The sequence below is a fragment of the Vibrio sp. V19_P1S1T109 genome, assembly GCF_002241375.1.
Classification (GTDB): domain Bacteria; phylum Pseudomonadota; class Gammaproteobacteria; order Enterobacterales; family Vibrionaceae; genus Vibrio; species Vibrio anguillarum.
Genome location: NZ_NDIM01000340.1, coordinates 1 through 12,951, shown reverse-complemented (window position 1 = coordinate 12,951; position 12,951 = coordinate 1). Strand labels below are relative to the sequence as shown.

9 protein-coding genes and 1 pseudogene are annotated in these 12,951 nt (G+C 44.0%); 2 read left to right on the top strand and 8 right to left on the bottom strand.

Translation table 11 applies throughout. From position 1 onward, the window contains the following. Nucleotides 1–797: pseudogene (locus B9J87_RS16000) on the top strand (hypothetical protein); the annotation flags it as partial. A 468-nt stretch (nt 798–1,265) separates the two neighbouring features. Here the strand turns inward: B9J87_RS16000 and B9J87_RS15995 are convergent. The 8 genes from B9J87_RS15995 to B9J87_RS15960 all read right to left on the bottom strand — a co-directional run bounded on the left by B9J87_RS15995 (nt 1,266) and on the right by B9J87_RS15960 (nt 12,069). Then, nucleotides 1,266–2,969 (bottom strand): S8 family peptidase, encoded by a 1,704-nt coding sequence (locus B9J87_RS15995; protein WP_094151691.1) that lies wholly within the window; start codon nt 2,967–2,969, stop codon nt 1,266–1,268. A gap of 313 nt (nt 2,970–3,282) precedes the next feature. Further along, complete coding sequence (locus B9J87_RS15990) at nt 3,283–3,579, bottom strand: Dabb family protein (RefSeq protein ID WP_094151689.1); 297 nt, start codon at nt 3,577–3,579, stop codon at nt 3,283–3,285. 144 nt (nt 3,580–3,723) lie between these two features. After that, nucleotides 3,724–4,008: a type VI secretion system PAAR protein gene (locus tag B9J87_RS15985; protein WP_010318209.1), complete on the bottom strand. Its 285-nt coding sequence runs from the start codon at nt 4,006–4,008 to the stop codon at nt 3,724–3,726. Nucleotides 4,009–4,205: 197 nt separating this feature from the next. Further along, complete coding sequence (locus B9J87_RS15980) at nt 4,206–5,204, bottom strand: hypothetical protein (RefSeq protein WP_094151687.1); 999 nt, start codon at nt 5,202–5,204, stop codon at nt 4,206–4,208. Nucleotides 5,205–5,206: 2 nt separating this feature from the next. Further along, nucleotides 5,207–8,788, bottom strand: coding sequence for a LysM peptidoglycan-binding domain-containing protein (locus B9J87_RS15975; protein ID WP_094151685.1), 3,582 nt, complete (start codon nt 8,786–8,788; stop codon nt 5,207–5,209). Next, on the bottom strand, nt 8,785–9,315 hold the full coding sequence (locus B9J87_RS15970; protein WP_010318201.1) for a DUF4123 domain-containing protein: 531 nt from the start codon (nt 9,313–9,315) through the stop codon (nt 8,785–8,787). The genes B9J87_RS15975 and B9J87_RS15970 overlap by 4 nt, the downstream gene beginning before the upstream one ends. Next, entirely contained in the window at nt 9,315–11,411 is a 2,097-nt protein-coding gene (locus tag B9J87_RS15965) for a type VI secretion system Vgr family protein (protein WP_094151683.1), read from the bottom strand. The genes B9J87_RS15970 and B9J87_RS15965 overlap by 1 nt, the downstream gene beginning before the upstream one ends. A 139-nt stretch (nt 11,412–11,550) precedes the next feature. After that, a complete protein-coding gene (locus B9J87_RS15960; RefSeq protein WP_013857791.1) occupies nt 11,551–12,069 on the bottom strand; it encodes an Hcp family type VI secretion system effector in 519 nt (172 codons plus the stop codon). A 303-nt stretch (nt 12,070–12,372) separates the two neighbouring features. Between B9J87_RS15960 and arfB the strand changes: the two genes are divergently transcribed. Then, nucleotides 12,373–12,786 carry an alternative ribosome rescue aminoacyl-tRNA hydrolase ArfB gene (gene arfB, locus B9J87_RS15955; protein ID WP_017043428.1) on the top strand — a complete coding sequence of 138 codons (414 nt, stop codon included), beginning with the start codon at nt 12,373–12,375 and terminating at the stop codon, nt 12,784–12,786. Nucleotides 12,787–12,951: the final 165 nt, after the last annotated feature.

Here is a 12,951-nt window from a genome sequence, read left to right as displayed (position 1 = left end):
AAGTTACACTGGGCAAATTCGCTCAAATGGCCCTAGACTCTGCCAAAAAGACACATTTCCTCGTACCTCTAAAAAGCATCTGTCCAAACAAAACATCATCAGCTCAGGATAGTATCGCCAGAACACTTGAGTATATTGCTGTTTCTTGTCATGTAGACGACCAAAGAGTAATGCTAGAAATAATTAATGATATAGAAAGTCTCTACCAATTGAGTTGTCGTTACGTAAACACAGAGTGGAACGTGTTTAACTCAAACGATGAAAAATTGAACGCTTGGTATTACCATTACTTGATGAAAAAGTATCCAGGAACCGGCTTAAACACAACTAATGATTCCATTAAACAAAAACATACCATTATGTGTATTTTTGACGTACTTTGCGCAACAACCTCACCTGATGATTTGAGTGAAAAAAGTAGCGAGGTTACAACATTTAAAAAAGTGGTAAAAGAACTCACTGATTCGTTTTCAAGAAAAGCTAAGTCCTCATCTTCACAAAGCAAAGCCTTCAGAACTAAAGAAGAAAAAACACTAACATTCAGTGAGGTGGATTGGGCTAAGTTGATCGAGCTTACTGGCAGCGATGGAAAAAATGAGATTAAGGCCAAGCTTAAAAAGTTGATCGATAGAGAATTGGAAAATCGAAAAAATGCTAAAGAGGGCAATGTAGATCAAGATTCCAACGACAATCTTCAAGCAACTCAAACTCACCAAGAACAGCAAGAACAGCAAGATGATCGTTTAAGACGTTTTTTATCTAAAGAAAGAATATATGCTGATCTGTTGAGTCAATGAAGCGGCAGAACAACATAGTTACGCTTTCATCCAAAACAGTGGAGCGATTAGGTTCAGGCTAATTGCAATGTGATCTAGCCAAGATTTTTCGTAAATCACTCTGATTTTGAAAGAACGATGCTGTTGGTTTCTTCGTGATGTACCACCAAATGTACCAATGAATAAAATGAAAACCAGTAAAATTTTTATTTAACAATAAGTTAAAATACAAAATTGAGTCTGGGAGGGCACCAAACTCTAGAAGGTTAGTAAGCGTAGTGTTTACTGACCTTTTTTTGTACCTGACGATTTTGGGTCAGGTAATGGGTCAGACAAGCACCCGAACACGCGCTCTTCTCTGAATACAAAAAGGCGTAGCTGGATGATATCAGCTACGCCTTTTATTACGCTCACTTTTAAATTAAGCCATCGGGAAATGGGCCAGTGCTTGTAGAACAAGACAAAGTTGATCCATTACCGACTGCGACACTACTTACTCGCGAGTGTTTCAAAAGCGGCTTCAGCATCAACCATTCCACCCGAGATCGATAGCGCACTGAATGGAACAAGCGTTTCAGGTGATGATGGTTTTTTCACTAACAGCTCAGGATAACGACGGGCGCTATCAAGTAATAGAGCTTTGAGTTCTACTGCGGAGAGCTCTGGATAGCGTGACCACACCATAGCGGCAACGCCTGATACTACAGGTGCAGCCATACTCGTACCACTATAAGTGGCGTAGTTATTGCTTGGCGTAGAAGAGAGAATGCGATAACCGGGTGCAAAGATATCAACCGATTTTTGGCCATAATTACTAAAACTGGCGACAAAATCTTCATTCGCGTATTTCGCTGATGCACCTACGTCTATCCAAGTTGAAATAGGTGACGATTCGTAAGTATCGGCAAAACGATTAGGGAAGCTTGGTTTACTATCATTATCACTTTGGCTATTGCCTGCAGAATGGATGATTAACACACCTTTGCTGGCCGCATAACGAAACGCGTGATCAACTACAAATTTACGTGGTGAATAGCTTTTACCAAAACTCATGTTGATGATTTTTGCGCCATTATCCACCGCATAACGCACAGCATTAGCAATGTCTTTATCGCGCTCATCACCATTGGGCACCATACGCAACGACATGACTTTCACATCTTCAGATAAGCCGTCAATTCCAATGCCATTGCGACGCTCTGCCGCAATAATTCCCGCTACATGCGTACCGTGTGATGCATCAGGCCCTTTTACATCATTATTTCCATACCCCTTTTCCCAAGGGTTGCTGATGTCATCTAAAACGATATCAGCACGAGGATCAAACTCAAGGTTGTAGTGATAATCCAACGCATTTTGGTATCGGCTACGTCTTGACTCAAGGTAGCCAAACGAATACCAGCCGTCAAATAGCGCTAATAAAGCTTGAGCAGCGGTGACAACTTCAGGGTTCGGATGTGACAGCAAAATGAGTAAACCTTCGGCAGTAAAATCTTGATGCTGAGTCAAGGTTGCGATTTGCGATTTATATTGATTCGCTTGTGCGATAGCTTCATTGACCTGCGCAAGCAGGGTTTGGTTACTCTGAACCTCGGCTAGATATTCCGTTTCTATTGCTTGGTAGTAAGCACGTTTTTGCTCAGGTATCCAATCATTGCCTTCTAATAAATCAAGGTATTTTTTGTACTCACGCGTCAGCTCTAATGTATCGTAATCCACATTGATACCAAGCGAGTTGCCTAAGAAATTCCAACCATACACATCATCAATATAGCCATTACCATCATCATCAATGCCATTGTCTGGGATTTCACCCTGATTAACCCATAATTTGTTCTTTAGATCTTCGTGTTCAATGTCTACGCCTGAATCCAACACAGCCACGATAACTGTCTGAGGTTTAAGGGGGGGCATCAGGGTTTCATACACATAATCAGATCCAACCCCTTGGATAGAGGAATAGTTAGCCGAGAGATTAAACCAATCCCCACGCTGTTCAGAACTCCCAATCATACGCATGAAAAACAAACGAGGTTGGATAGCTTGTGGAGTATAGTCTTCAACAATATTACCTTTTATATCTTTAATAAAAGGAGAATTAATTGGGGTGGGTTCAACACTGACGTTTGCTGAAACCGATGCTGAAACGAGTATTGCTGCAGCAAGAGCAGAATATTTGTATCCTTTATTCATTTTATTACATCCTATTTAATGCGCTTAAAAAGCGACCAAAAAGATAAAACGCAATGCAATGAAAATCATTCACAATAATAATAAAACCATACAACCATCCCATTATCATGAATGTTTTATGCTGGAAATTTGATCTAAATACCATTGATAGAATGGCGAATAGAACAGCCTAATGTATTGATAAATCTATACTTTAATGGCTTTTCATCATTTATTAATAAGCGAAGGCCGGCATAGACCATTTAAACCTTGAGGCTTGAATCTTAGCGGCGAAGTCAGGGGGTAAACACCGTCTAGATTTTACTGGCTTTGACTAAATCGAATAATCGAAAACGATGATCTCTTCGAGCAAAGGACGAAAGACATCTTTTAGCGCGTTATGCTCTGGATGAGGTAGGTAATTTTGGCGTCCTTGCTCATCGGTAAATGTCATTAAAACGCTGTGGGTATAACCTTGGTTTTTACCTTCTGGGCTGTCGTTCACGCCCCACTCAACAGCGGAGACCCCCTCAATTTTCTCTGGCATGGCTTCAAACAGCGACTTGAGCTGTTGGATGTCGGCAGGCTGAGTTTGTGGTTTGAATTTGATTAATAAGATATGGCGGATCATTGTTCGCTCCGTTTCTGGCCGTAGAATTTCTTTTCATAAAGAGGGATAACGCTGGCTCACTGGTGCTAAAGCTGCTGTGCTTAAAACAATAAAGCGGCACTCAAGATTTGAAGCGCCGCTTTATTGATTAAATGGGCTACAACCCTAACCAATATTGACCGATGAACCACCAATAATTACGCCACCACAGTCAACGGCATCGCCTACTCGCGCGGCGGGCTTGCCATCAATCATAACGCTACCCGAGCCGCCTTTAATTGCACGTGGATGGCTTGGGTTTTTCGGTTTGTCATGAGGCTCTAGCGGGTCGCCCTGCCTTGCCACCGCTTTGCCATCAATTTTTACCGTCGGTGACCCAGCGGTGATCGGCGTCGGAGGAAAACCATCATGATCGGATCCGATATCTCCTACTAATGCACCATTTGCCATTGATTTGCTCCTTATCAGATTCGTTGATTAAGCTTGTTGCGATGTTGTTTTTACCCTAAGGGTTTAGGTAGTTTATGCTTTTGCCGTGTAGGCTATGAATTTGCCATTAACTTCGATGAATTTCGCTATGCAGAAAGGCGACGTATTCATCAAAACCACAGTAAGACCAATAACGCACCACCATAAGTACAGATGAATTAGAACAGATTTATCGACGTTTCATCCAAAAACAGATTAGGCTTAATGTCTTTCACAAATTCAGCCACTTGTTTATCCATTTCCGCTTGCTCTTGCTCAGTCACGAGAACTTCAAACACTGGCTCACCATTTTCATCAGAAACGGGTAGACCATCTTTGATTAAACGTGTGCTGACAATAGAACTAGTCTCCTCTTCGCCCCCTAATGCTCCACTTAATTTATTATAGTAATAGGCTTTTTGAGGATTGGACCTAATCACTTTATCCCCTAGCTTATCTTCCTTACCCAAGTCATAGGCAAGAAATAAAACCCTAGCTGCGGTAGGATAACCAAGTTGAATAGCCTGATTAATCCACTTCAGAGCTCCCTCAACATCACCATCGTATAATTGAGTGTAATAAAGAGAAACCATTGCTGGTGCATAACCTTGATTAGCGGCAAACTTGAAATACGGTACCTTGTCTTCAAATGAATCCCAATAGATATTGTGATCTAAGAATCGATATCCCTCATTACGAGTTCCTCTAATAGCAATCTCTTGATATCGGCTCTGACGATAAAATGGAATATACTCCCACCAATCTCGGGTTGTAGAGCTATAAGCAAATTCAGCTTTGCCATTACCGTTTTCAGCCAGTACTTTCCATCCTTGCTTGGCTTTCGTTAACCATTTCTGATCACAGGGCCAACCAAGGAAATTACAAGGGTTGTTAGCATAAATATTCACATCACCCAGAACCCCCATCGCCCATGGGTCGCCCATCTCCGCCGCTTGTAAAAAGGTTTGTCCCGCCTCAAAATGCTGGCGGTTTTTGTACTGGGTCACCCCTAACCAAAATGTTGCATAAGCACTGCCCGCATCCGATTGCTGCTGAAAGATTTGCTGCGCTTGTTGATACTCTTTTTGATTGAACAGACGAATGCCCTGCTCGATAGGGGCATTCGCCCAAACGGCGCTGTGTAATAGAATCAGGCAGATAAAGATAATTTTTTTCATGTTTATTTCTCTGGTAACCAGTTAACAAGTCGGTAGCCACTCGCTTTTAAGTGTTCAAGTTGCGCCTTATCACTAGCAGGCAGTGCGGTATAGTCGGTACTTAAACGGGCACGGCGCTCTGAACTCAGGGTGGTTTTTTCTAAAATTTTATGTTGCTCGGTTAATCTCAACATCGATTTTCGAAATGTTCGATAATCACGGTGAACCTGATCCATATATGTGGCTTTATTTTTATCTTGCGGATTTTCATACGGTTGAGAAAAAGCTTTGCTAAAGAAATCACGTAAACTCAACACATTTTTTGCATAACGCGGCCACTGCTCTGCTTTATCCAATTGAGTCGGGTCGGCTAACCCCATGCGCTGCAGCGCATTTTCAAAACGGCGCATACCACTTTGATTGGCTTTTTCGCCTCCTAGCCAGAGTAATATTTGGTTGATCGCCTTACGCTGATTTTCATTGCGGGTGGCCGCATTACTCCGCTCAAGAGAAGTATCTTTAAAAAGGGTAAACACCGGAATATCATTGTAATGGACCAATACCGACAATAACTTGGCTAACGTTTCTGCGGGCATATTGGCAATCCACTGTTGGTTTTCTCGTTGGTGCTCCTTCGAAAGTAAAAAGTTCGCCACAAAATAAGCGTTATCTTTATCACTGGCTTGCTTTTCCATATTGCTGATGATGTTAAAGGGTAACATCATCACTTGCCCAACCGTAAGACCAAAAGCCGCCGCCACGGTCAATATTGTGTTAAACGCAGCAAAGGTATTCACCTCACCCGATTCATCAAAAAATTCAAAACGTTGGAAGCCCGAATTTTGCATCACCGCGAGTAAAGCGGCGAAAAAATCGTTCGCAGCCGCTGGGTTAAGTTCGGTGGCAAACTTACCCCCAATCCCCAGCCCGGTACTGGCACCCAGCGCCGTGATAAAAATAAAGCGGCCATTTTGAAAAGTGCATTGCAACACACCTTCATAGCCAATGCCTAGGCTCATTTTAAAATCTTGGCTGACTTTAAACAGGTTTTGCGGTGGCGATTTTTGATCTTTTGTCCAATCGTATTTGCAGCTCAACATACCGCCCGCTTCGAGCCCAGCAAAGGCAGAGGCTTCCGCCTTAATACCAGCTCCAATCGCATTGTCATTGCTGCCGCGTGCCCCCAATGATGATACAGCGTAAGAGCTGTAATCCGCTCTATTAGGTACCGTCCCCTTGATACCAAGTGGCTTGACTTGTTGGGCTCCAAATCCTGCACGAGCTTCTTCGATATTGCCAATATTCAGCTCCGTCCCCAACTTAAGGCTGGCTCCTAATACGCCATAGACTTTGCCCTCAATCACTAAGACGGCCGTGCCTATGTTTTTGATTCGACGTTCGTTACTCTCTCTGACACGATACGGAATATCTAATGGTAAGGATCCCGAATTAGGGAATCGTATCGTGAAGCAGCGCTCAGCACTGGCTAATGAAAAACCAGCATTCAGATCGATTTTCACTAGCGTAGAGGAATCGGCTTTGATCAGTTCATGATCAACTTTTGCCTCAGCGCTGTAAACATAACGGGCAAACTGTACACCACCGCTGGTTTCGTAAGCAGTATTAATGCCAAACATTTCATTTTCAAAACGTTTTGTTTGCCAAGGAAACACAATGTCTTCAACGTTAGCCCAAGTTGCGGTTTGCTCAAACTTCAGACTTTTCAATACCGATTCACTGCCCAGTGCCTTTTTGAGTCCTGCCGTGATTTTGCCTTTCTCCCGTGCAGCTAATGTCGCTAGGTTTAACGAAATCACCGAAGTACATTTTTTATTTTCAGCCACATTGGAAGAAAGCACTGGGCTATCAGACAATATATAAAGCGCGGTCTTTGGATCGGAAGAGAGGGCACATTCCACTACGGTTCGCTGATTAATACCACTATTGGCAAAAATCTGGTTATTGAGGTTTTGAGGTTGCCAGTGAGTTTCGCGGACCAATACCGTACGGGATGAATCATCCCAAACAGGAACATCGCCGATAAAGGTAATGTCTCTTTTCAAGTAATCCCAGCGGGGGGCTTTGACCTTTGCTAAGAGACTTTCACGACGTTGCTGCGCCGCTTCCGCGTAGCGCAATAAACTTTTAACATATTGAGCGTACTGCGCATTCTCCCCCAACCGCTCAGCAAAATTTTCTACTCGCAGCGCGACCTCTTGCAGTAAAAGCAAGTTCAGTACATAAACGCAATAATATCCCATTGCACTATCAATGGGCGTCTGCCGCTCAATGCTATTCAACAGCTTTTGTAAATCAGCAATACTGGCGCGCTGCTCTTTAATCGCAATCCTTACTTGCTCTACCTGCTCCCAGCCTTTAAAGAGTTCATCTTCCGTTAAGCACTGCTCTTTAAGTACCGTTCCGGTCTGATTAAGCTGGTATACCGCAGCATAAAAATCACGATTCTGCAGTCGGTTATCACTCTTAGTACTAGTGAAAAAGGCGCTAGGGTTCCAATAGTCTCTTTGACTCATTAGACGATTTAAAACCGTATGCGCAGTGCCTTGCCAATACTGATAACTTTCATACGCGGTTTTTAATGAGGGTATCGCGGTAGAAATGGTTAAATCTGCACTGTCGATATCGTCACATAACCCAAGCTTTTTACGTTCTTTTTTGATGGTTTCTAATGCTTTATAAATTTCAAGATCAACGTTTGAGGTGTAATAGGCATGCTTATCAGAAAATTGGTAATGTTTACCTTGCTCCTCAAGGCTCGTTTTGGCAGCAAAATCCATCGCCTCTTTTTCAAAGCGTTGAATGCTTTTTTCGAGCTGCTTTATCAGAGACTTCTGTAATTTTTTGAGTTGTGCAACTCGGTGATTCTCAGCTCCGGCAATCGCATCTTTAGTTAACATTATTTCTCCCATCATTCCTCCGATGGGAAGCCAGTTTGAACCTTGGGAACGTTGTTCAATATCACGTAATGCGTCTTCATATCGTTCTTCAATTTTTTGCTGACGTGAATTGATACTACTGAGCCCTATACGCTCATTGTCTAAAGGAAATTGCAGGACATCGTTTTGGTAACAGTAGGATAAGGCCATGTGTTCCAACAGAGCTTCTCGGTAATCCTTGGCTTTTTGCTCATCAATATGCTTTAAAAACGCTTCATGGGCGATGCTATTGAATTGATCCATCACCCCCAGTTTAGTGAGCTGTTTAAGAACGGTTTCTTTATCCCCTTGCAAAGCGGCCTTACAACGCTGGTTATCTTCAAGCACATATTTTTTGGCCTCTTCGGTAAGTAATATCAGCATCTGCTTTCTGGTATTCGGATGCTCAGGAACATATAAAGCATCGACAAATTGCGGAACACTGCATTCAGAGAGAGTAAGCCGATCATTGGATAAGATTTGCTTAGCCTCTCGCTCACCACTAGCCAAATCGTAGACTTCCGGTAAAACCAAAGTATTACCGTTGTAAATGAGATCAATATCTTTGATCTGTTGGGCATTCAACCGCTGTAAAGTCTTGATATCGGTATTGTAACGTTTGGCTAATACAGAGAGCGTATCTCCGGGTTGAATTATATGGGAGCTCATTGCAATAATTCCTCAATAAGTGCGCTAGGAAGTGAAAGCGGAGTTTGCTGGCTATTGAAACGGGTATGTTGAACGTTCTCCATCCCGTACTCCTGAGAAATAAGCGGTGATAAATAAGCCGAACGAGCAGCGCCTAAAACAGCATTAGTGACCGCCTCATCACCATATTTTACGATAACTGATAGAGTGTAAGGAGAATAAAAGCGCAGCAGAAATAAACGCCCATCCGCGCTTAGCGCGGTAATGTTATTCTGCAATGAGGTGACAATATCGTTGAGCTCTTGGTTATCAGAATATACGAATATCACGGCGCTCGTTGCCCAAGTTTGGTCATTTTCCCACAACTGCCACAAAGGATCATCTGGTGTCACTTTGACCCAGATGGGGCTGTTTTCCAATTGTGGTTGCCACTCCGTTCCCAAATAAAGAGGCCCCCACTCGTTATTGTCTTGTGTACAAATTTGTTTGGCATCGGTCACTCTAAGTGCATCAACCACAAGCAAATATTGGTTATCATCGCTCTTCATCAGACACACTCACAATTAGGTTTTGGACAACTGCCATCAGCCTTCTTTTGACATAGCTCTGTGATGGGTAAATCTAATGTAGCCAACGCTGGTAATAGGCTGGTCATTGATGCAGAAATTGGAGCAAGCAATATTTCATCCGGCGCACTTGACGCTGCCAGCCCCATAGGCAACGCCGCGACAACACCGCCATAACCCGAGCCGCTGCCTGCGCTGCCGCCGGAGTTAAGGTTGATCGCAGGCCCGACTAGGTGCACGCCGCCGCCATCCACTTTGATAAAACTGCCCGCAGCTTTAATGGTGATCTCATTACCCGCATCTAACACCAACTTATTGCCTGCTTTAAGGTGCACTTCATTACCTGAGTCAAAAACCGTTTTTTCACCGATTTTTTGGTGCAGTGAACCACCCACTTCAAGGCTATGATCTAACGCTATTTTCTGACGGCTTTCGCCCTCGACCGTTAGGTGTTGGTTATTTTTGATGTGGCTGAACTGGTCGTTATCCACTGTAAGGTGTTTATCGTGTTTGATGTGGGTGGTGGCATCATTAAGCACTAGCGCTTCATAGTCTTTTTGCGCATGCAGGTAGATTTTCTCTTGCCCTGCTTGGTCTTCAAAACTCAGCTCATTAAAGCCTTCACCTTGATGCGTTTCACTGCGCAGTACGGTTTTGGTTTTGTTATCTGGCAGTGTGTAGGGCGCTTTATTGGTGGCGTGATAAGCGCGGCCTGTGACGATGGGTTGATCCGGATCACCATTTAAAAAATCGACAATCACTTCATGGCCAATTCTTGGGGTAGCCATCATGCCATATTGGCTGCCAGCCCAACCTTGCGACACCCTCACCCAACATGAACTGTGTTCATTGCCCTTGGAATATCTGTCCCATGGGAAATGCAGTTTAACGCGGCCATACTCGTCGCAGAAAATCTCTTCGCCATCGGGGCCAACCACGTGGGCGATGCATGGGCCATCCACTTGCGGCTTCGTGTGCGGTGTTGCACGCCACGTTACATCGGCCGGGATCAAGGTAAATTGGTTACTGTAGGTCGTTGCACCACTACCGCCAGACTCTTCTAATGCTTGCGGCTGCCGGCCTTGATGGTTTACTTGCACCACCACCCAATCTCGGTTCGCGCTGTCGTCTAAATGCTCGACCAAATCAAACAGGGTTCCGGCTTGCAAACGCGCTTCATTGCTTTGGCCTTGTGCGGTACGCGCCTGCCTTCTTAGGTACTCTAAACGAATTTGGTTAAACGCTTTACCGCTCTCATCGTCTTTAAATCGGCCCGGAAAATCAAAATGTTCATAGTGGGTCTGCTGGTAATCCATCGCGGTGCCGAGTGCACTTTGCTTAAAACCGTAAGTCGGTTTTTTAAAGCTATAATCCGCCAATTGGCTTTCCGCCACTTGCGATTGCGTATGGCTGATTAAGTTGGAAATGTAAGGCGTGTCAGCGATACCACCGGACAGCACGTTGTAAGGGATCGGCGTATCAAGCTTCGTTAAGCTTTGACTGTCGTCACTGAAAAAGAGAGTGTGTTTACCTTCTTCATGAATAAGGTGATAGACCAAGCCCTCTTCGGCGGCTAAGCGGTGTAAAAAGTGGATATCGGTTTCACGGTACTGCACGCAGAATTCGCGCTGAACAGATTCTCGTTTGAGCGAGAAGGCATAGTCGTCAATGCCCATCTCTTGCAGCACAATGGAAAGAATTTCAGGTACGGTTTTAAGCTGGAAGATGCGGCTATTTTGGCGCAGCGACAAGCGTTCTAATGCAGGTACTAAAGTGAGTGAGTAAAAGGTGTGATGATGACCAATATCGCCTTTACTGAACTGGCGCACGATGCCATGCACGCGCTGCACCACGCTACCATTCCGGAAAACCGTTAGCTGAGCTGTTTTGTCGACGACGTCGGCTGCACTCAAAATAGATTGACGGCTTGCGAGCTCAATGTGGTAACGAAACCCATAACAAGGCTCGCCATTGGCCAGCACACTCTCCGATAAGGATTCTTGTCCTTGGTATTCTCGCACCACAAATGCATCGTCGGCGAGCCCGTCAACCTTTAACGTAAAATTCAGCGTGGCCATCTTCCATCCTCTTTACACTAGAAACAGCAAAGCCTTAAGCAAGTCACACTCATTGAATGCACTTTGCTTAAGGCTAAAAAAGGTGGCTGGCCGGATTGGCTTTGCTTACGCAACATCAACCAGCCACCCAAATCAAAGCTTACGCTTCTACTGGTTTGCGCCAGTCATCTGAACCTGAAGTACCCGCGTTCACGTGATCCCACAGGATTTTACGGTAAGACATAGAAACCGTAACGTTTTGCGTGAAGTCGCCGTTCGCAGGATCTTGGCAGTGTGGCATTTCGCAATGAATGTCCACGATAGACGCGCTTTCAAGTTTAGTGGTGAAGAAGTTCTCTTGTTTGCCTTCAATAGACGTGCGGTACCACTTTAGCTCAACCGATTTCATCTTCTCGCCAGACGCCAACGCGTTATAAAGAAGAGGAACCGCTTTATTTAGCGCAACGGTGAATTTGAATGGTTTGTGAACACGTTGACCAGAAGGCTGACCTGATTGTGGGTCAGTCGGTACTGTCACAACGTGGTCAAACATTTGAACCAACATTTGATCTTCATGACCTTCAACGAAAGCATCGCCGATAGAGTCAGTAGAAAGAGCGCCAGCAGTGATGAGACCCTGAGTTTCGCCTTCGATAGAGATATAACATGGAGTTGGCATGACTTAATCCTTATTCAGTAAGAAAAAGCGATGGAAATTGCATCGCGTTATGTAATGTTTCTTAAAGCAAAGGGGATGCCAAAACAAAAATAGTTAAATTTCAATCAATTAGATTATAAGCTTTCATTTTCGAGCAAGAACTTGCTCGTCCGGGTAGAAACTTGCTCGTATCAAGCAAGTTTTCGCTGCGATTTCGCAATACGTCACTCTGTATTGCTTTTCCTAATCTAGCCACAATCTGCGGTAGATAACCTTAGCCACCTCAACTAGAATGCGGATTGAACACATTTTTACTTTGGTTGTATGCTCAAACTATCCAACACTATTGAACTGGCAGACTGGGAAATCGAACTTACTGCGATTCGTGCAGCCGGAAATGGCGGGCAAAACGTCAATAAAGTCTCCAGTGCGATCCACTTACGTTTTGACATCAGACGCTCAACGTTACCGGACATCTACAAACAAAAATTACTCGAAAGACCAGATTCCAGAATGACCAAAGAGGGCGTTATTGTCCTCAAAGCGCAATCTCACCGCACCCAAGAGCTGAATAAAGAAGATGCACTCAAACGCCTCAAAGAAATTATTCTTTCTGCGATGGTGATAGAAAAACCGCGCCGGGCAACCAAACCGACAAAAAGCTCTCAACGTCGGCGAGTTGACGAGAAAAAACGGATAGCGGCCAATAAATCATTGCGCGGTAAAGTCTCTTTTTAAATGAATGGATTGGCAGCAAGGCAAAATAAAGAAGAAAAGAAATAAGCAACCTCGCGCTAAAAACAGCAACGGGAGCACGAAGCTCCCGTCTATTCCAGATCAGCAAAACAAAGGTTCAATTGACATTTTTATATTTTTTACAGCCATTACAAGCTAACACCAAAA

Coding starts and splice junctions, on each gene's coding strand:
- B9J87_RS15985 (WP_010318209.1), bottom strand. CDS start 4,008: ATGGCAAATGGTGCATTAGTAGGAGATATCGGATCCGATCATGATGGT.
- B9J87_RS15995 (WP_094151691.1), bottom strand. CDS start 2,969: ATGAATAAAGGATACAAATATTCTGCTCTTGCTGCAGCAATACTCGTT.
- B9J87_RS15975 (WP_094151685.1), bottom strand. CDS start 8,788: ATGAGCTCCCATATAATTCAACCCGGAGATACGCTCTCTGTATTAGCC.
- arfB (WP_017043428.1), top strand. CDS start 12,373: ATGCTCAAACTATCCAACACTATTGAACTGGCAGACTGGGAAATCGAA.
- B9J87_RS15980 (WP_094151687.1), bottom strand. CDS start 5,204: ATGAAAAAAATTATCTTTATCTGCCTGATTCTATTACACAGCGCCGTT.
- B9J87_RS15965 (WP_094151683.1), bottom strand. CDS start 11,411: ATGGCCACGCTGAATTTTACGTTAAAGGTTGACGGGCTCGCCGACGAT.
- B9J87_RS15960 (WP_013857791.1), bottom strand. CDS start 12,069: ATGCCAACTCCATGTTATATCTCTATCGAAGGCGAAACTCAGGGTCTC.
- B9J87_RS15990 (WP_094151689.1), bottom strand. CDS start 3,579: ATGATCCGCCATATCTTATTAATCAAATTCAAACCACAAACTCAGCCT.
- B9J87_RS15970 (WP_010318201.1), bottom strand. CDS start 9,315: ATGAAGAGCGATGATAACCAATATTTGCTTGTGGTTGATGCACTTAGA.